This is a genomic window from Planctomycetaceae bacterium (assembly GCA_041398785.1).
Lineage (GTDB): Bacteria > Planctomycetota > Planctomycetia > Planctomycetales > Planctomycetaceae > JAWKUA01.
In genome coordinates this window covers 147,005-166,518 of sequence record JAWKUA010000003.1, presented here as the reverse complement: position 1 = coordinate 166,518, position 19,514 = coordinate 147,005, and the positions used below count along the sequence as shown (strand labels likewise).

13 protein-coding genes and 1 pseudogene are annotated in these 19,514 nt (G+C 59.4%); 12 read left to right on the top strand and 2 right to left on the bottom strand.

The window, feature by feature from the left end:
- Complete coding sequence (locus R3C19_04665; GenBank protein ID MEZ6059634.1) at window positions 1–1,092, bottom strand: sugar kinase; 1,092 nt, start codon at window positions 1,090–1,092, stop codon at window positions 1–3.
- A 271-nt stretch (window positions 1,093–1,363) separates the two neighbouring features.
- Here R3C19_04665 and R3C19_04660 point away from each other — a divergent pair, with 271 nt between their 5' ends.
- The 7 genes and pseudogenes from R3C19_04660 (at window position 1,364) to R3C19_04630 (ending at window position 11,542) form a co-directional block, all read left to right on the top strand.
- Entirely contained in the window at window positions 1,364–2,194 is an 831-nt protein-coding gene (locus R3C19_04660; GenBank protein MEZ6059633.1) for a hypothetical protein, read from the top strand.
- Window positions 2,124–3,911 (top strand): DNA polymerase Y family protein, encoded by a 1,788-nt coding sequence (locus R3C19_04655; protein ID MEZ6059632.1) that lies wholly within the window; start codon window positions 2,124–2,126, stop codon window positions 3,909–3,911. The genes R3C19_04660 and R3C19_04655 overlap by 71 nt, the downstream gene beginning before the upstream one ends.
- Before the next feature lie 186 nt (window positions 3,912–4,097).
- The gene (locus R3C19_04650; protein MEZ6059631.1) at window positions 4,098–6,227 is read left to right on the top strand and encodes a hypothetical protein; all 2,130 of its coding nucleotides are present in this window, start codon (window positions 4,098–4,100) and stop codon (window positions 6,225–6,227) included.
- Between the two features lie 527 nt (window positions 6,228–6,754).
- Window positions 6,755–9,391, top strand: coding sequence for a DUF1549 and DUF1553 domain-containing protein (locus R3C19_04645; GenBank protein ID MEZ6059630.1), 2,637 nt, complete (start codon window positions 6,755–6,757; stop codon window positions 9,389–9,391).
- A 29-nt stretch (window positions 9,392–9,420) separates the two neighbouring features.
- A complete protein-coding gene (locus tag R3C19_04640) occupies window positions 9,421–9,561 on the top strand; it encodes a hypothetical protein (GenBank protein ID MEZ6059629.1) in 141 nt (46 codons plus the stop codon).
- A 12-nt stretch (window positions 9,562–9,573) separates the two neighbouring features.
- Window positions 9,574–10,964, top strand: a pseudogene (locus tag R3C19_04635) (DUF1501 domain-containing protein).
- The gene (locus R3C19_04630) at window positions 10,961–11,542 is read left to right on the top strand and encodes a hypothetical protein (GenBank protein MEZ6059628.1); all 582 of its coding nucleotides are present in this window, start codon (window positions 10,961–10,963) and stop codon (window positions 11,540–11,542) included. The pseudogene R3C19_04635 and the gene R3C19_04630 overlap by 4 nt, the downstream one beginning before the upstream one ends.
- Here R3C19_04630 and R3C19_04625 read toward each other — a convergent pair.
- On the bottom strand, window positions 11,531–12,715 hold the full coding sequence (locus tag R3C19_04625) for a putative peptidoglycan glycosyltransferase FtsW (GenBank protein ID MEZ6059627.1): 1,185 nt from the start codon (window positions 12,713–12,715) through the stop codon (window positions 11,531–11,533). The genes R3C19_04630 and R3C19_04625 overlap by 12 nt on opposite strands.
- Before the next feature lie 154 nt (window positions 12,716–12,869).
- Here R3C19_04625 and R3C19_04620 point away from each other — a divergent pair, with 154 nt between their 5' ends.
- The 5 genes from R3C19_04620 to eda all read left to right on the top strand — a co-directional run bounded on the left by R3C19_04620 (window position 12,870) and on the right by eda (window position 19,366).
- Window positions 12,870–13,673, top strand: a complete 804-nt coding sequence (locus tag R3C19_04620; GenBank protein MEZ6059626.1) for a hypothetical protein — start codon at window positions 12,870–12,872, stop codon at window positions 13,671–13,673.
- A gap of 823 nt (window positions 13,674–14,496) precedes the next feature.
- Entirely contained in the window at window positions 14,497–15,609 is a 1,113-nt protein-coding gene (gene dnaN, locus R3C19_04615; protein MEZ6059625.1) for a DNA polymerase III subunit beta, read from the top strand.
- Window positions 15,610–15,748: 139 nt separating this feature from the next.
- The gene (locus R3C19_04610) at window positions 15,749–16,060 is read left to right on the top strand and encodes a DUF721 domain-containing protein (GenBank protein MEZ6059624.1); all 312 of its coding nucleotides are present in this window, start codon (window positions 15,749–15,751) and stop codon (window positions 16,058–16,060) included.
- A 20-nt stretch (window positions 16,061–16,080) separates the two neighbouring features.
- Complete coding sequence (locus tag R3C19_04605) at window positions 16,081–18,570, top strand: DNA gyrase subunit B (protein MEZ6059623.1); 2,490 nt, start codon at window positions 16,081–16,083, stop codon at window positions 18,568–18,570.
- 130 nt (window positions 18,571–18,700) lie between these two features.
- Window positions 18,701–19,366, top strand: coding sequence for a bifunctional 4-hydroxy-2-oxoglutarate aldolase/2-dehydro-3-deoxy-phosphogluconate aldolase (gene eda / locus R3C19_04600; GenBank protein MEZ6059622.1), 666 nt, complete (start codon window positions 18,701–18,703; stop codon window positions 19,364–19,366).
- Window positions 19,367–19,514: the final 148 nt, after the last annotated feature.

Genomic DNA, 19,514 nt, shown 5'->3' with positions numbered 1-19,514 from the left:
TCACCGCACGACGCGTCCCGACGCCGACCCGCGCATCAAAGCGTCGACTTCTGATCGGCTGCTGAAGTTGAAGTCGCCCAGGATGGAATGGGCCAGGCACGACGACGCCGTCGCAAACTGCAGAGCTTCCTTCGCAGTCGCGTAGTCGTCGCATCCCAGAGCGAACAACAGACCGGCGGCAAACGCGTCTCCGCCGCCGACCCGGTCGACAATGTTGCGGATTTCGTACGGCTGATACGCGCCATCCGATTCGGGAGCGAAGTACGCCCTGTCTTCGCCGGCGTCAAACAGCATGGCTCCCCAGTTGTTGTGACTGGCGGAATGGCTTTCGCGCAGGGTGGTGGCAATCAGCCGGATGTTCGGAAACTGTTTCAGCACCTGCCGGGCGACGTCGGGATAGGCGGCGACTTCCACGTTTCCGGAATCGACATCGCTGTGACCGGCGTGAATGTCCAGCACGTCGCCGCAGTCCGCTTCATTGGCAATCAGAATATCGACATAGGGCAGCACGTCCCGCATGATTCGTCCGGCCAGCCGTTTTCGATCCGTGCCCGGTTCCCAGTCCCACAGCTTGGCTCGAAAATTCAGATCGCAGGAAACCTGCACACCGGCGCTCTTGGCTGCCTGAACGGCCTGCAGTGTTGCGTCGGCCGCCGCTCGCGACAGGGCGGGAGTAATGCCGCTGACATGCAGGGCTCGGCACCCGGTGAAGATCGTCTTCCAGTCATAGGAATCCGGCGGCACCAGGCTGATGGACGAATGAGCGCGGTCGTAGATCACGCGGCTGGGGCGCTGGTTGGCTCCGGCTTCCACGAAGTAGATTCCCAGCCGGCCGGCGTCGGTTCGCAGAACTCGCGACGTATCAACGCCGATTCCGCGCAATGTCATCAGGCAGGCATCCGCCAGGGGATTTTTCGGCAGCGCTGTTACGAAACCGACGTCCGCGCCGAACATTGCCAGGGACGCGGCCACGTTGGCTTCGGCTCCGGCAAATGTCACGTCGATCGACCCCGGAAGCGTCTGCGTCAGTCGCAGAAAGCCGGGCGGGGCCATTCGCATCATGATTTCGCCGAATGTGATGTATTGGGGCATGTGCGATTCCTTGAGCTGTCTTCGATTATGAGGTGTGCGTTCTCCGGCTGCGGCCGACCCATCCCGGACACACTTTCACACGCGGCAGATAGACGTGTTTCGGACGGCCGAATGTGCGTGCGGTTCAACTTGAAGGAAGTTGACTCTTTCTGTCAACTTTTCTAAAAACCGGTGCGGAAGTTTGCCGATCAGAGGGACTGTCAGGCGAAACTTTCACCGTTTCTTGTCCCGAAGGGTAGGGAACCCGTTTCGTCAACGGAAACGATTTCCCATGCCCGCCGAGCCTCTGAAATCCGAAGCTGTCCGCGCGCTGCGCCAGCAGTTGTTCCGGTCCGAACAACGGAGTGCGGATTATGCCGTCGTCAGCACGGGATTCCAGTCGCTGGACGACCTGTTGCCACACCGGGGACTGTCGACCGGATCCATCGTGGAATGGATCAGCAGCGGTCCCGGCCAGATGACGATGTCGCTGGCCATGACGTGTGCTCTGCCGCTTCTGACAAAGCCGGGTGCGTTTGCCGTACCGGATCCGGAATGTCAGTTTCATCCGGCCGCGGCCGTTGCTCTGGGACTGCCGTTAAGCCGGCTGTTGTTGATTCGGCCGGCGAATCATTCGGTTCGTCAGGAGCGTCATTCTGCCGGCGTTTGTCCCGGGAACTTGCAACGCGACACGCCGCGGCGCGGCGCACTTCGTCAGGACACGCTGCGTCGCGACACGCTGTGGACGCTGGAACAGCTCGCTCGCTGTTCGGGCGTGCGAATCATCGTGTGCCGGCTGGACCGCATTTCGTCCACCGCGCTGCGGCGACTGCAACTGGCGGTGGAACGCAGCGGAGTCACCGTGTTTCTGATTCGCCCGGCGTCCGCTCTGAAGCAGCCGTCCTGGGCGGATCTGAGACTGCACGTGCAGCCGTTGAACTCGGACGACGCCTGGGCGGAATCCGGTTATGCTGCCGGCGCGGTTTCCGTGAAGCTGCTGAGGTCTCGGTACTCGGTGCAGCATCACGGCTGTGCCCGGTTTGGGATCGACGATGAAACGAGTACTGTGTTTGAGATTCCCGAACTGGTCGGTGCAGCGGCTGCAGCGACTCCGCGCAGCTAGTGGTCTGCATTCGATCGCCCTGTACACGCCGCCACCGGATTCTTCGTCGACGAAATCTTCCCGGCGAAAGCGAGTTCCCGCTGCGACGGCCGGTGATCTGAAATTCGTTCGGGAACTGTACCCGTCAGCACGAAGCGGCCCTGCGATTGTGGCCGTCTCGCCCGACGCGTGGTCCGCCGGCGTTCGGCCGGGAATGCCGCTGGCCGAGGCGCGCAGCATGGCGGCTCCGTTTTCCACTTCGTCTTCGATCGGCCGCGCGCCGGCCGCGTCCCGGCCCGTCACCGAATTTCTGGAATGGTCACCCGCCGACGATCGAACCGGCCTGCTGGAAGCGGCCGAATGGACTCGATCTTTCGCGCCGATTGTTTCACTGGATGAATTGCCGGTGCCGGACGGATTACTGCTGGACATCACCGGCTGCGGTCCGTTGTTCGGGGGTGAGTCTGTGCTGGCGGAGCAACTCTTCAGCGTGATGCGTCGGCGCGGCTATCGCTGCCGAATTGCGATCAGCGATTCCGTTGCCGCCGCCTGGGCGTTTGCTCACGCCGACACCGCCGGATCGCAGAAGCCGCGACGAACCGCGGACTCCCGCCGTTCATCGAGTGCGTCGTCATTGCCCACAGCCGCCGAATGGAATCTTCCCGTCGTCATCATTCCGCCCGGGCAGTCGCTGAATTATCTGCAGCCGCTGCCGCTGCCGACTTCGCGACTGCCGCTGTCCGATGTTCAGATTCTGTCTCAGCTTGGCATCCTGAACATTGCTCAACTGTTGAGTCTGCCCGTTGAAGATCTGCCATCACGGGTTTCCGCCACGACTGTGAAACGCATTCGGCAGTTGCAGGGTATTGAAGCGGAACTGCTGACGTCGATTCCGGAAGCCGATCCGGTCGCCGCGAACTGGACGTCGGAATTTCCGGCCACCAATCTGGATGAAGTCAGGCAGGTGCTGGAGCACTTGACGGAGATCGTTGTTCGGCAGCTTCAGCGGCGGCATCTGGGAGCAACGCGCCTGACGTGTCAGTTGAAGCTGGAATCCGGAGTGATGCTTCCGTTATCCGCGGAAACCGTGCGTCCCGTCCAGTCGGCCAGCCACCTGATGGATGTCCTGACGCTGAAGCTCGATTCCCTTCGGCTGGCCGAACCCGCCAGTGCCGTGCGGATGCAGGCCACGGTTTCTCCCATGCCGGTAGCGAAGCAGCAGGACCTGTTCAGCACCACCGAACATCTTCAGCCGCAGGAGGAACTGGCCACGCTGCTGGATCGGCTCAGCAGCCGTCTCGGTTCGCGGGCCGTGCTGACGGCGGAACTTCACGACGACGCTCGACCGGAACATTCGGTGACGTTTCAGCCGGTGATTGCGATGGCGGAGGATACGTCACCGTCCACATCCACGACGGACCGCATTCACGATCTGGTCACTCCCGACGAATCGCGGCACCGCGGAGTTCGCCACCAGCCTCGGCCGCTGCTGCTGCTGCCGGAGCCGGAACCGATCGGCGCGGCGAATCAGGATCCCCGGAAGACAGGCTTTGTGTCTCAGGGCCGGCGTCACGTTGTTGAGTCCTGTGTCGGGCCGGAACGCATTCAGACGGCGTGGTGGGACGACGGTGTGGTTCATCGTGACTACTACCGCGTTCGAACAACGAACGGCCTGCGGTTCTGGATCTTTCAGGACCTGTCCGACGAAAGCTGGTGGATCCACGGTGTGTTCGATTGAACGGCGTTGGCGCGACACGCAGCGGAATTCCGGAAAACTCGTTTCGTTTCGCATTGGCAGCGGTATGACTCTGTGACGCGACTGCGGCGGACGCTTCTTCGCCATGAAATTCTCAGTGTATTTCGGAAGTCGCTATAATCTCGCTGCGTCATCGGGAACGACCAAAACTCTGTTCGGAACACCGCCATGAAGAACGCCTTTTCGTCCGCTGCAATCGTCGCTGTCCTGATGTTCGCCGGATGTTCCGAAGAGTCGCCGTCGCCACCGGCCAACAGTGCAGGGAATGGCAGCAGTACCGGCGCGTCAACGGCTAGCGAGGCTGCTTCGAACGCGGACGCAGGTTCCGCGACCTCCGCGACGCCTGATGCCGCCGCCGCGGCGACTCCCGAAGCTGCGTTCGAAAGTTTCAGGCAGGCTTTGAAGAACGACGACTGGGAATCGGGAGCCCGACATCTCACGGACAAGAGTCAGGCGATGATGGCCTTCAGCATGCTGATGGCCGGCGGAATGATGGGAGCATTCGATCCCGAAAAAGGTAAAGCCGTCGAAGAGCTGTTTCGGAAGCACGGTGTCGATCCAAGCCAGGAGCCGGACATCGGCAGTCCTGACGGTGGCGTTCTGTCAATGCCGCAGATGATGACGGCCGGTATCGGGGACAAACCGAAATTCATCGGCGAAATGACCGCGCTGATGGAATCGGACAGCGAAGGCGGAATGTCCGGTTCTCCCGTTGACGGAGAACTTCAGAACGTTCAGATCAACGGTGACGCGGCGTCGGGAGTTGTTGTTCACGATGGCGGGGAGGAACCGATCGAATTCGTCAGAGTCGACGGTCGCTGGCTGATTGAACTTCCGGAACCAGAAATGATGGCTTCCGGCGGCCCGGGCAACATGGCAATGGACGGCGAGTTCGGTTCCGGCTGGAGCGACGACGATTTCTCCAACTGGCAGTGGGACAATTTTGAACAGCCCGACCTTGATCCGCCGGGGCAGATTCCCGTTGAGGAATTCGATGCCGCCTGGCAGGTTTCGATCGACGAATCCGCGGTTCCCGCCGGCGACCTGCTGCGACGACTGGCCGATGAACTGCATCTGGAATGGGTCGAACCCAAAGAAGAACTTCCGCAGCTTCGCGAACTGGTGTCGGTCAGCATTTCCGGAGTCTCGCGACTGCAGGCCATTGAACAGATCACCGAACAGGTCGGACTCCACCCTCGGTATCTGATGAAAAAGATCACGGTCGCCGCCGGACCTCGCGAAAGCGGCGTCGGCTTTGCGGGTCCGTTTCTGGTGGAAGTCGGCGAAGTTGAAGAGCTGATTCCTGCCGGTGCCGCTCAGTTGACGCTCCGAGTGCATGCTCACGGGCTGACGGAAGCTGCGGTTTCACTGCTGTCTTCATTGCAACCGCAAGTTGATGCCGAAGACAGCGACTGGCTCACCCTGCACATCACCGAACAGACTGGCACCGGCGGCAAGTCCCTGAAGCATCCGGGTCACGACGGGTTTGGTTTCAGCCCTTCCTACACAGAAACCGCCATCCAGTGGACCGTGCCTGTGCCGCTTCTGAATACGACCAAATCCGTTGCCGACGTGGAAATGGTTAAGGGCGAACTGAGTTTCGTGCTGCCGGTCGAAGTCGAAACGCTGACGTTTGAAAGCCTGGAGCCCGGAGCGAAGCTGACGTCGGGCGACGCGTCGTTTGAGCTTGTCTCGGCTGACGGGGGCAGCGTTGAAGTCGAATACCGGAATGCTGACGCCGATCGTCTCAGCATCGTCGCACGGGACGCCGCCGGCGATTCACTTCAGGATTATGGTACGTCTTCATACGGAGATGCCGAAAGCGGAACGATTGCCGTCCATTTCGAAGGCGAAGTGGCGTCGGCAGATATCGTTTTCAAAAAGCAGACCGAACGCGTGCGGTATCCGTTCGAAGTACACGATATTCCGCTGCCCGGCCATGACGAACAGCCCGAATCGATTCCGGAACTGACGTTTGACGGCAGTGCTCCGCTGACGGTGGAGTTTGTGAAGTTCCAAAAGAACGAGTTCGACCAGGACGCCGCGGAAGTCACAATCAGCAACACGTCGAATCGGGATGTCAGGGGCTACAACGTGCTGCTGCATTATCTGAACGACGCCGGTGAAGAAATTGACAACTTTCCGTTCAGCAGTTTCGGAGTTGAGTTTCCCGCCGGAGAAACGGTGACTGACGCACTTACGACGCCATTCCTGCCGGAGGAAACGAAGTCCGTTCGCATCGAAGTCACTCAGGCAACGTTTGCGGATCTGACAAGCTGGTCGGCCGAACAACAGTGACGTCAGATCTCGCGGCGATTGCATGTCGTTGCGGGACTTGGCGCGTCTGTACTGGCAAAGAGATGCATCGTCGCACGAGCCGCCATAGAATGCAGAATTGCACGTGCCCGCAGTTCTGTAGAAGGCTCGAACGAAATGTCACCGTTTGTTCGACATGCGATTTCTGTGTGTCTGTTGGCCGTCCTGTGTCCGGCATCGCCACCTGGAACGGTTCGCGCGGACGACGCTGTTGATCCGGCGGCCGAGCGTGCTGAAGAACTGTTCGTTCGCCGAGTGCTGCCGCTGCTGAAGGAGAAGTGCAACTCCTGCCACGGAGACGACGCCGATGACGTGCGCGGTGGCTTCGACAGTCGCTCGCCGGCCGGTCTGAAGATGGGCGGAGACAGCGGTAACGCCGCCGTCGTTCAAGGCGACGCCGCTCGAAGTCCTCTGTATCTGGCGGTCACGCGGGAAAGCGACATCTATTCACCGATGCCGCCGAAGGAAAATGACGCCCTGACCACGGAACAGGTTTCCCTTCTGAAACAGTGGATCGACGCTCAGCGCCGTGGCCCGCGGGAAGAACGTATCGCGGAGTTGCTGAGAGGCACGCCCGATCGTGGAAAAACACGGAAGGAGTCACCGTTGCGACCAGTGGCGGCCTGTCTCCTGACTGGACGAATCGACGCTATGATCCGAAAGACCTGTGGGCCTACCATCCGCTCTGGAAGGACGAAGACGGAAGGCTGACGAAGCACGGTCAGAATCCGATCGATGTGCTGATTGACGACCGTCTGTCTGAACTCGGACTGCAGGCCGCTCCGCCAGCCGACCGCACGACGCTCATTCGGCGCGCGACCTTCGATCTGATCGGACTGCCGCCGACGCCGGATGAAGTCGATGCCTTCACGAACGATCCGGCACCCGACGAAGAAGCGTTTTCGAAGGTTGTTGAACGTCTGCTGGCGTCGCCTCATTATGGTGAGCAGTGGGGTCAGCACTGGCTGGACGTTGTTCGCTATGCAGATTCCTCCGGGTTCGCGAATGACTACGAACGAGGTAACGCGTGGCGCTATCGCGACTATGTTGTGCGGTCCTTCAATAGCGATAAGCCCTACGATCAATTCGTCAGGGAACAGATCGCCGGTGACGAAATGGTTGAGTTGAGAGTTGCGAGTCCGGAGTCGAGAGTTCAGAACGGCAATCCGAAAGACGCCACAGCGAATCCCAACTCTCAACCCTCAACTCTCGACCCTCAATCTTCGTCCGAACTTCTCATCGCTGCGGGCTTCCTCCGCATGGGACCGTGGGAACTGACGGGGATGGAAGTGCCAAAGGTCGCCCGTCAGCGTTTCCTGGACGACGTCACCGATGCCGTCGGCCAGGTGTTTTTGGGTCACATGCTGCAGTGTTGCCGCTGCCACGACCACAAATTCGATCCGGTTCCCACTCAGGATTACTATTCGTTTCAGGCCAACTTCGCGACGACTCAACTTGCGGAACGCGATGCCGAGTTTTTACCGGAAGAGAACACCGCGTTTCATGATGAACAGAGATTTCTAAAACGTCGACAGAACTTCTACGACGAAATTCTGAGTCAGGTCGAATCCAAACGTACTCTTGACGCCGCGCGTCGGTGGCTGGCCGACGAACAGCGCGATGATACTCCGTTTGAAGAAGCCGTCGCGGAACTTCGGAAGAACCGCGGAGGTGTGCCGCCGACGCTTGATGAAGTCCGCCGGCAGCTGCAGCAACAGCACGTCGATCCCGCGCTGATCCCGCCGCGACATGTTGGTTTTGAACCGCGGGACTTTGGGCTGGAACGGATCGCTCGCAAGGGCCAGAGTCGGCTGGCATGGCAGTTCGATCGGTACCAGCCCTATGCTCACAGTGTGTACAACGGCCGAACGCCGGACATGAACAACGTCGCTGCGCCGCTGAGAATTCCCGGCGGCATTGCGACGTCGGAGGATTTCGAACCGACGTACATCCTCACAGGAGGTGACCCGTTCTCGCCGTCGCAGCAGGTCGAACCTGGTGTTCTGAGTGTTGTTGAACTCGAAAACGTACGACGGGACTCCAATCCCGTCGAAGCCAGCACGACAAAGCAGACGGGATCAGAGTCCCGTCGTACAGAAAGCATCTCCGGCCGGCGTCTGAAGCTTGCCGGCTGGATTGCTTCCAAGGACAACCCGCTCACCGCGCGGGTGATGGCCAACCGAGTCTGGCAATGGCACTTTGGACGCGCAATCGCCGGCAATCCAAACAACTTCGGAGCGACCGGAAAGAAGCCCACTCATCCGGAGCTGCTTGACTGGCTGGCCGGCCGATTTGTCGACGGCGGCTGGTCGGTCAAAAACCTTCATCGGATCATCATGAGTTCACGAGCGTATCGCCGTGCTTCGTCACATCCGGATCCGGAGGCTCTTTCCGCGAAAGATCCTGATGGAACAAGCTACGCCGCCTTCCAGCCGCGCCGTCTGACCGCGGAGGAACTGCGGGACTCCATGCTGGCCGTCAGCGGCGAACTGAACCGCGAAGTCGGCGGAATTCCGATCCGGCCGGAAATGAATCTGGAAGCCGCGCTGCAGCCTCGCATGGTGATGGGCACGTTTGCGGAAGCCTGGCAGCCATCGCCGCTTCCGCAGCAACGACACCGCCGTTCAATCTACGCGCTGAAGCTGCGAGGTCTTCGTGACCCGTTTCAGGAGGTCTTCAACGCGCCGTCGCCGGACCTTTCGTGTGAGGCTCGTGACGCCTCTATGGTAACGCCGCAGGTGTTTGCGATGTTCAACAGCGACATTGCGTTCTCGCGAGCGCTCGCGTTCGCCAAACGCGTTTCTGACGAGTCTCCTTCGGATGAAGCCGCCATCGTCCGCGTTTTCCGGCTGGCCGTGAATCGCAGGCCGACAGATGAAGAGCTGCAGGCGTGTCTGAGGCACTGGCGGGAAATGACCGATCGGCATCACGGCATCAGATTCGATCCGCCTTCTTTTTCCACGGAAGTGGTCCGAGAAGCTGTGGAAGAAAACACCGGTGAGAAATTCACATTCACAGAACCACTGGAGGTCATTGAAGAGTTCGTTCCCGATCTGCATCCGTCGGACGCCGACCCGAAACTGCGGGGTCTCGCCGAAGTATGCCTGGTCGTTATGAACAGTGCCGAGTTCACATATCTTTATTGATACGGCTGTCAGACGTTCGCATGTGCTGTATGAGCACGACTCAAAACATCGCCGGAGACACCGTCGCCGGAATCAAACCCGGTAACTCACTGTGTGGCAGAAAGCTGATCGATATGTGCCGCGTGCCGCTGCCCGCTGCATCACTTCAACAGCGAACCGCCAGTCGTTGAGAGCTAATTGCCATGACTCCACTCACACGCCGTCAATCACTGTTCGGCCTTGGCGCTTCACTTGGCACCGTTGCCTTCAACGCAATGCTTCAGGCCGAAGCGTCCGCCGACGATCCGCTGGCACCTAAGCCACAGCACATTCCGGCAAGAGCACAGCGCTGCATCTTTTTGATGATGGAAGGCGGGCCGTCGCATATTGATACCTTCGACCCGAAACCGGCACTTGAAAAACTGCACCTGAAGGAATTTCATCGCAGCGGCGAACAGAAATCGGCGATGGAAAGCGGCAAGCGGTACTACGTTCGCAGCCCTTTTCAGTTTCGCAGGGCGGGGCAGTCCGGTGCGGACATCGCCACAAACTGGGAACATCTGCAGCACTGCGTCGACGATATTTGCTTTTATCGCGGCTGCCAGGTCGATTCCGTCAATCATCCGACTGCCATGTATCAGATGAACACCGGCAATCGCTTTGGAGGAGACCCCGCGATCGGTGCGTGGACGACGTACGGACTGGGCACTGAAAACCAGGATTTGCCGGGATTTATTGTATTGCCGGAAGTGTCCTTTCCTCAGGGCGCGCGTCCAATTGGGGAAACGGATTTCTGCCCGCTCACTATCAGGGCACCGGGCTTCGGCCAAAAGGTTCGCCGATCCTGGATTTGACACCGATGAAGGAAGTGACTCGCGACCATCAGCGGGCCAATCTGGACCTGCTGGCGGCGCTGAACGAACAGCACGCCGCACGACATCCGCAGCACAAAGATCTGGCGGCTCGAATGCAGGCCTACGAACTGGCGTTTCGAATGCAGATGCAGGTGCCCGACATTCTGAACATGAGCAATGAAACCGCTGCAACTCTGAGAAACTACGGCATCAACCAGGAGCCGACAGACGCCTTCGGACGCCGCTGTCTTTTGGCCCGGAAGCTGGTTGAGAACAATGTCCGGTTTGTCCAGGCCTATGCCGGCACCTGGGATTCTCACGACTACATCGAACGAGCCCACGGCAACCTGGTTCGTCAGGTCGACCAACCCATTGCGGCACTGCTGACGGATCTGAAGGAACGAGGTTTATTGGATACCACGCTGGTCGTGTGGTGTGGTGAATTCGGCCGCTCGCCGGACAACGGCGTCCGAGGCGGCACGGCCTATGGTCGCGACCATAATCCTCACGCGATGACGATCTGGTTTGCCGGCGGCGGAGTCAACGCAGGCAATACCGTCGGCATGACGGACGAAACCGGAGCCGAAGCTGTCGAATGCGTCCACCATGTTCGCGATCTGCACGTCACGCTGCTTCGGCTGCTGGGTCTGGATGACAACAAGCTGACCTACTTCCACGGCGGCCGATTCAAACAACTGAGTCAGTTCGGCGGCAGTGTGATTGAGGACATCATTGCATGAGCCACGATGAGCTGCCGGTTGGCGGAAACGAGTCATTCAATCCTTACGCAGCGCCCGCTGCAGGCGAGGTTGCGCTTGAAGGCGGAAGTCCTGCCGAGGTGACGCGCCGAAAGTATCTTGCGCACGAAGCCGCGACGCAGTCGATCGGTTCGCTGTACCTGCTTGGCGGCCTGGCGTGGTTTGTGGTTGGAGTGTTCTCCACTGCGGCCGCGATCACAGACTCCGATCCGCAGGATCCTCTGCTGCCGTTGATTGCTGTCGCATTGATTGTATTGGGTGCCGGGCTTATCGCGCTGGCATTCGGGCTCCGGAGACTCCGCCGCTGGGCTCGCATTCCCGTCGTATTGTTGTCCGTTGTTGGGCTTATCGGCTTTCCAATCGGCACGCTGGTCAGCGCGTATATTCTTTACCTGATATTCAGCAGCAAGGGCCAAACTGTGTTTTCCGATCATTATCGAGACGTGATCGCAGCGACTCCGCATATCCAGTACCGGACGTCGGCTTTGTCATGGGTCGTGCTGTTTGCGTTTCTGGGTCTGCTGGCTGCGGGAATCGTCGTTCCCCTGTTAATCGGGTGAGGCAGGATCGAGCGACGGGACAGCGGGGGCCGCGGAATTCGGTGAACCGGACATTCCGATGATCAGTCCGACGGCCACGACGTTCACCAGCAGGTTGGTGCCGCCGTAGCTGATGAACGGGTGAGGCACTCCTTTTGGCGGAACCATTGCCGTGACGACGGCGATGTTGGCCATCGCCTGCAGCACCAGTTGAATCACCAGCGTCGAGCCCAGAATCCATTCAAAGGAATCCCGCTTCAGATGCTGCAGGACCGCGCGACCGGTCAGGAAGACACCGATCCAGATGATGACGACGGTCAGTGTGCCGGCGAGTCCCAGTTCTTCACCGATGACCGCGAACACGAAGTCGGTGTTGGCTTCAGGAAGGTAACTCAGCTTTTGCCAGCCGCCTCCGATGCCGGTGCCTTCCAGCCCGCCGGCTCCCAGTGACATCAGCGACTGCCGGATTTGCCAGGGAGCCTGCGACAGGTCTCGCCAGGCTGCCATGAAACCGGTGATCCGCTGCATCTGATACGGCTTCAGGATCAGCAGCGAGGCGGCCGCGGGAACAACCAGCACCGACGACGCGATGAAGTATCTCAACGGCCAGCCGCCGATGAAGAGTGCGACGACGTAGCCAGTGGCCAGAAAAACAGTGGCTCCCAGGTCCGGTTCCTTAACCACCAGCGGCAGTACAATTAGCAGGGGCAGCAGCGTCGACGGAACCGTTTTCAGCGAGAATCTGCCGTTCGTTCGCAGTCGCGTCAACCGCCATGCGGCGACAATCGGCAGAACGATGCGGCCCAGTTCCGAAGGCTGCAGCGAGAGGCCGCCGAGTCTCAGCCAGCGCTGTGCTCCGTTGACCTGCGTTCCGATCCCCGGCACCAGCACCAGCACCAGCAAAACGCACAGCGCCGTGAACAGAGTCTGAGCGTGTCGCTGCAACACACTGCCGGAAACCTTCGACGCCGCGAATCCGCAACACACCGCCGTCAGCAGGTAGGTCAGGTGCTTTGACAGGAATACTGTGTCCGCGCGGCTGGGCATTGATGTCAAGCTGGCGCTTTGCACCATCTGCACGCCGACTCCCAGCAGCACACAGATCAGGCCGATGAACAGTCCGCGCATGTCGCTCCGGTCACGCTCGTCGGCGATCGTTGCAGTGTTGGCGGACATGGAAACAGAAGAAGTCATGCTCGGTTCCGGCAACGGGCGACGGGGATTCCGATCGCAGCGTGCCGGTATTTGTCATCGGTCGTAAAGTGCCGCTCGATTCACAGTCACAGCGGTTGTAAGATTCGGAGCTGTCGTGACGATTGTTCCATGCGCCTGAACCAATGAGTAACTGATGATGCAATCGACGCTTGTGCTTCGACTCCTTGCTGTTGTCGGGGCCATTACTACTGCCGTTTCCGGTCGTGCGGCCATTGCGGACGAATGGACCACACTCAGGGGCCGCATCGTGGTTTCCGGCGAAATTCCCGAACCGGAACCACTGGAAATCACGCGCGATGAAGAAGTCTGCGGGAAAGTGGGACTGGTCGACGAGTCACTGGTAGTCGACGGAGCAAGTCACGGCGTCCGGAATGTCGTGATCTGGCTATATTCGAAAAACGATGCCGTCCCGGTGCATGAATCGTACGCGGAGCTGAAGGATCAGCCGGCGACGCTGAACAACGAGGACTGCCGGTTTGTGCCCAGAATCGTCACTTTGCGAACCGGACAGGTGCTGCAGGCGACGAATTCCGACCCGGTCTCACACAACGTTGCGGTGTACGGTCGCCGCAATAGTCCGTTCAGTATCGTCGTGCCTCAGAATCAGCCGCTGGAACGGATCTTTCAGCGCGAGGAGCTGCTGCCGCTTCGTGTCGACTGTTCGATTCACGCCTGGATGAAGGCTTACATTGTGGTCACCGAACATCCGTATGCCGTGGCAACCGACCAGGAAGGCCGATTCGAACTGCGCAATGTTCCAAACGGGAAGTGGCAGTTTCGCTTCTGGCATGAACGGCCGGGTTACATCAAATCGCTGACGCAGGGTGACACGTCGATCGCTCTTGAACGAGGCATTTGGGAAGTCGGTCTGCAGGGTGGCGAACTGGATCTGGGCGAACTGTCCGTCGACGCAGCCATGTTCTCGCCGGAGGACTAACGGTCGGGCTGTCGCAGTCGGATAGATGGAGATCTGCGACCATGGCGGAAGCTTCGCTCTGCCGGGCTGCTGTTTTTGCGCATTGATCGCGGGGTTGGAGCGAGCTGTCTGCGATACCCGCTGGCTGCTTGATACCGGGGATCGCGTCGGGTTCCATCGGACCGCCGGCACCCGCCTCTTGTGCGGACGGAAGCTTCTGCCACAGATTTCACAGATGGACACGGATTGGTTCCGCAGTGTCAACCGGTGTGAATCACGCCGATCCATTCACCTGAAATCGCCGATTCCGTGGAAACGACAGCAGCGATCGGTGGCTGCACCGAAAGACGTTGCTTGTTCGAGCAGAAGACGCCTGCGACCAGGGCCCGTGCGGAAGCGCGGCCATCGTTCCTGGTCTGACACGCAGTTTGGCGCGACCGTGCTAAAACCGCGTCCGGATGTGCGTGAGGAACGTCTGAGCCGCCGTCGCCGGTGAAAGCGTTCTGGCGATTTTCGGTCGCTGCCGCCGCGGAGATTCCGGCCGGGCACTGGCAACCACGTGCTGCCCGCAACCGCTCCCCGGTGGTGAATCACGTGCGCCGGCGCATGTGCTGGGCTTCGCGACTGAAGTTGCCGCGAAGGTGTTGCTTATTCGTTCCCTGTGTATCGGGTCGCTTGCTGTAAATCCTTTCAGGAAAGCAGGTTGCGGCGTGTTTGAAAAGGCTGATTTCCCAAACGCCGGGGGCCTGGGTAAGTACAATGTCAAGTGATGGTCTGCTACACTTCTGCCTGAGAAAAACTGGTCGTTTCTTCTGTTGAGTTGTTTGTCCGCGTGTGGTGAGAAATGCAATTAACCTGTGACCGTGCTCGATTTTCAGCGGCGTTTCAGACGGCCGCGTCCGCTGTTCCGGCTCGTACTCCGAAGGACGTTCTTCGCAATGTGTATATGCATCTGAACGGCGGTTCGGTGCAACTTGTCGGGACGGATCAGGAGGTCGCGATTCGCTGCAACGTCGTTGGAGTCACGACAAGTTCGTCGGGCGAAGCGCTGCTTCCGACGAATCGTGTTTCGTCGATCCTTCGGGAACTGCAGGACGAAAGTTTTGATGTTGTGGTTGAGGAGCAGTCGCTGACACTGAAGGCTGCGGCATCTCAATTCAAGCTGTCGTCGGAGGATCCCCGCGACTTTCCGCCGGTCCCGGAATTCGGTGACACGGACTACTTCAAAGTTCCGGCGGCTGTGTTTCGTCAGATGATTCGGCGAACGTCGTTTGCCACGGATGTTGAAAGCACGCGATATGCTCTGGGCGGCCTGTTACTGGAATTTGAAGATGGCAAAGTGACGCTGGCGGCCACGGACAGTCGCCGTCTGGCGGTGGCGACCGCAGTCTGTGAAGCCGAAGGAAATCCCCGAGCGCCTGAAAAGACAACCGTTGTACCCACGCGGGCAATGTCACTGCTGGAACGATCTGTCGACGCGGACGCAGAATTCGTTGAGATCGCCGTCCATGAAAACGATGTTCTGATGCGGTCCGGGTCCTGCGTGATCTACAGCCGGCTTGTTGAAGGCCGTTTTCCCCGGTATCGCGATGTGATTCCCGCCGGCGGAGCGGTGACGATTCCGATGGCGGCCGGGCCCTTCCATGCGGCGGTGCGGCAGGCTCAGATTGTGACCGACGAAGAAAGCCGCGGAGTCGACTTCGCGTTCGCGGACTCCACCCTGACGCTCAGCAGTCGTGCTCAGGACGTGGGTGAGTCGCGCGTCGAGCTGCCGATCGAATACGATCACGAACCGATCAAAATTACCTTCGACCCTCGCTACGTGGCCGATTTTCTCAAGGTGCTCAGTCCGGAATCTCTGGTGGAATTACAGCTCACCAGCAGTGAGCACGCGGCCGTGTTTCGTGTCGACGATGCGTATACCTACGTGATCATGCCTCTTTCGCAGGATCGTTAATGCAGACGCGGCAGAACGCTGGTGCTGCCGTCGTGTTCTGACTTCGGGCAGTCACCGCTGCCCGGCGTAAGACCTGCTCTTTCCCCGCGAAGTTTGAAACTTGCGAATCAGGAAGCCCCTCTTTTCGGACACGGATGCCGTGAGTGAACTCGATTTCGATCGCCCGTCAAAGCTGGGGCACGTGCTTTCCCGGCTTGTGCGCCAAAAGGGTCTGGCGGAGCAGTCGTCGGGACAGAATCTGGATGCGACATGGAAACTGGCGGCCGGTGAACGCATCGCCTCGAAATCTCGTGTGCGGCGGCTGAACAGAGGTGTGTTGGAAGTTGTCGTCAGCAACGGCGCGGTACTGGAAGAGCTGACATGCTATTTGCAGCACGATTTGCTGATCGCGATCCAGCAGAAGATGCCCCGTGAAAACGTCAAGTCGTTGAAATTTTTGCGATCGCAGTAGTTCCCACACAAGGATCCAAAGTGTCTCAACCGGAAGTTTCTGGCAGCCATTACGATGGTTCCGACATTCGTCATCTGAAGGGTGTTGAAGGCATCCGCACGCGGCCAGCCATGTACATTGGCGATACCGGCACCGGCGGACTGCATCACCTGGTCTACGAAGTTGTTGACAACAGCATTGATGAAGCGGTCAACGGTTACGCCAGCGAAATCGTCGTTCAGATTAACGTGGACGAAAGCGTTGCGATCTCCGACAACGGCCGGGGAATTCCGATCAGCGAAGTCAAAGGCGACGGTCGTTCCGCGCTGGAAGTCGTGTTGACCGAAATCCACGCCGGAGGCAAATTCGATCGTGACAGCGGGTACGTCAAAGGGACCGGAGGACTGCACGGAGTCGGTATTACGGCGGTCAACGCGCTGACGTCGTGGCTGACCGCCGAAATCCAGCGCGAAGGCCACATGTGGGTGATGGACTTCGAAAAAGGCCACCGCACGTCTGACCTGCGACAGCTCGGGCGATCTGATCGCACAGGAACGAAGCTGTCGTTTCTGCCGGATCCCACGATCTTCCCCGACACGGTCTTTTCATTCGACACGCTGACCAAACGGCTGCAGGAACTGGCGTTTCTGACGCCCGGCATCCGCATCACACTGCAGGACGATCGGGTCAAGCGGACAGAGACGTTCCATTACGAAGACGGCCTGATCGAATTTGTCAGGTATCTGAACCGCACTCAGACGCCGATCATCAGCGACGTGATCCGTATTCAGGGGGAAGCCGACGGCATCCAGGTGGATATTGCGTTTCAGCAGAACGACGGGTACACGGAAAATGTCCGGGCTTTCGCCAACAATATCTTCAACAGCGACGGCGGCACTCATCTGAGCGGATTCCGCACGGGCCTGACCCGGTCGATGAACAACTACGCGAAGAAGGAGAACCTGTTCAGGGATATCAGCCCCGGCGGCGAAGACTTCCGCGAAGGTCTGACGGCCGTGATCGCCGTGCGGGTTCCCGATCCGAAGTTCGAGGCACAGACCAAGGTCAAGCTGGTCAATCCCGAAGTTGACGGCATTGTGCAATCCGTGATGAGCGAAGGACTGACGAAGTATCTGGAGGAGAATCCTTCCAGCGCGAAGAAGCTGATCGCCAAAGCCATCAACGCGGCAGAAGCCAGAGAAGCCGCTCGCAAGTCACGCGAAATGGTGCGCCGCAAGGGGGCCATCACAACCGGCGGCCTTCCCGAAAAACTGCGTGACTGCCGAAGCCGCGATCTGGAATCCACGGAACTTTATCTGGTCGAAGGAGATTCGGCCGGCGGGTCGGCCGACACCGGACGCGATTCCAGTATTCAGGCCATCCTGCCTCTGCGCGGGAAGATTCTGAACGTCGAAAAGGCGCAGCTTGTCAAGGTGCTCGACAACAACGAAATCAGCAATCTGTTCCGCGCGGTGGGGTTGTCTCCGGGAGCCGGCGGCGAAGGGCTCGACATCAGCAAACGCCGCTACGGGAAGATCATTGTGATGACGGACGCCGACGTCGACGGCAGTCACATTCGCACGCTGCTGCTGACGTTTCTGTTTCGCCACATGCGTGAACTGGTTGACGGCGGACACGTCTACATCGCTCAGCCGCCGCTGTATCGCGTCCTGCAAAAGGGCCGCAAGCATCCGCGTTATGTGCAGACTCATGACACGATGATGGCCGAACTCATCGACCTTGGCGTCGACGGAGCCCGGCTGCTGGCAAAGGTCGACGGCACAATCTTCGAAGAAGACAATCTTCGGCGCGTCGTGGACATCGTCGTTCAGATGGAACATCCGCTGGAACTGCTGGAACGGCGCGGCATTGACCTGCGTCACCTGCAGACTCAGGGAGTCGCCGAGAAGGATCGGCTGCCAAGGTTCCGGGTGCTGTTCGGTGACTCCGAACGATGGTTTTTTGAGCGGGACCAGGCGGACGCCTTCGTCAAGGAACTGGAAGCGGAACACGCGGCCGAAGTGGCTGCTGAACCGGATTCCAGGTCGACGGCAAATGGTGATGAACCGAAAGATCAGACCGCGGAAGTCGTCGTGCCGGTCTGTCAGCTTGTCGATCTGCACGAGATCAAGACATTGAACGAACGATTCAGCGAGCTGAAGGATTACGGATTCTTCGTGCGGGATTTCATTCCCGCCGGCATTCAGAACGCCGAGCAGGTCTATCCGTACCGCATTGAACGAGACGATCAGACCGTTCAGTTAACCAGCCTGCGCGAGCTGCTGCCGAATCTGCGAAAACTCGGTGAAAAAGGGCTGACACTGACCCGCTTTAAGGGTCTGGGAGAAATGAACTCCGAAGAGTTGTGGGACACAAGCATGGACCCCGAAAAGCGGGTCCTGCTGCAGGTACGCATGGAAGACGCCGCCGCCGCCGATGAAATCTTCCGCGTCCTGATGGGCGATCAGGTGGAACCTCGCCGCGAATTCATCGAAAAGCACGCGCTGGATGTGAAGGAACTCGACATCTGACCCGGTCGCGTCTGGCCGGTACGCGACAGCCTGCATTTTTCGTCTAACCCGTGTCGAAGACCAGGTCGTCAATCGGGTTCTCTGTCTCAGAAAAGCCTGGTCATTAATCATTGGCTAAACGAAGGCTTCCATGCACTCGCAATTTCCCGACGACGTTCTTGGCCGCATCGAAACGACTGGCGTTATCGCCGTACTGGTCCTCGATAACGAGGACCACGCGGTTCCGCTCGCCGAAGCCCTGCTGGCCGGCGGCGTTGACGCAATGGAACTCACGCTGCGAACCGACGCCGCGATCGGAGGTCTCAAGCGGATTCGTCGCGACGTTCCCGAAATGCTGGCTGGAATCGGCACCGTGCTGAATTGCGATCAGGTCGATCAGGTGGTTTCTGCGGAAGCCCACTTTGCCGTAGCTCCGGGACTGAACCGCCGCGTTGTGGAACACGCCAGGCAAAAGGGACTGCCATTCGCTCCGGGCGTGATGACTCCCAGCGACGTCGAAGCAGCGCTGGAACTGGGCTGCCGCGAATTGAAGTTCTTTCCCGCGGAACCGATTGGTGGTTTGAAGACGCTGGACAGCATCCGCGCACCGTACGCACACCTGGGAATTCGTTTCGTCCCGCTGGGTGGAATCAACGCCGGCAACATGGCCAACTGGCTGCGGAACGATGGTGTCTTTGCCGTCGGCGGTTCCTGGCTGGCACCCAGGGATCTAATCGCAGCGCAGGACTGGGCCGAAATCACGCGGCGTGCGTCCGAAGCAAGACGCATCGCGGAAACCGTTGCCGGCGAAAAGTAGCGGGCCGCAAGAGTCGGCACATAACGTCTGTGTGATGCTGTTTCTCCCGTTCCGGCATCACTGTGGAACCGCGTGAATCGTTGAGCCTGGGGTCGAAGCCCAGGCTCTGTGCAAACCCGATCTGCATCGCATCCGGTGACGGGCTGAA

What these genes read in the sequence shown, in the direction of transcription:
- R3C19_04625 (MEZ6059627.1), bottom strand. Translation starts at nt 12,715, where the DNA reads ATGACTTCTTCTGTTTCCATGTCCGCCAACACTGCAACGATCGCCGAC.
- R3C19_04665 (MEZ6059634.1), bottom strand. Translation starts at nt 1,092, where the DNA reads ATGCCCCAATACATCACATTCGGCGAAATCATGATGCGAATGGCCCCG.
- R3C19_04655 (MEZ6059632.1), top strand. Translation starts at nt 2,124, where the DNA reads ATGAAACGAGTACTGTGTTTGAGATTCCCGAACTGGTCGGTGCAGCGG.
- eda (MEZ6059622.1), top strand. Translation starts at nt 18,701, where the DNA reads ATGCACTCGCAATTTCCCGACGACGTTCTTGGCCGCATCGAAACGACT.
- dnaN (MEZ6059625.1), top strand. Translation starts at nt 14,497, where the DNA reads ATGCAATTAACCTGTGACCGTGCTCGATTTTCAGCGGCGTTTCAGACG.
- R3C19_04640 (MEZ6059629.1), top strand. Translation starts at nt 9,421, where the DNA reads ATGAGCACGACTCAAAACATCGCCGGAGACACCGTCGCCGGAATCAAA.
- R3C19_04660 (MEZ6059633.1), top strand. Translation starts at nt 1,364, where the DNA reads ATGCCCGCCGAGCCTCTGAAATCCGAAGCTGTCCGCGCGCTGCGCCAG.
- R3C19_04630 (MEZ6059628.1), top strand. Translation starts at nt 10,961, where the DNA reads ATGAGCCACGATGAGCTGCCGGTTGGCGGAAACGAGTCATTCAATCCT.
- R3C19_04620 (MEZ6059626.1), top strand. Translation starts at nt 12,870, where the DNA reads ATGATGCAATCGACGCTTGTGCTTCGACTCCTTGCTGTTGTCGGGGCC.
- R3C19_04650 (MEZ6059631.1), top strand. Translation starts at nt 4,098, where the DNA reads ATGAAGAACGCCTTTTCGTCCGCTGCAATCGTCGCTGTCCTGATGTTC.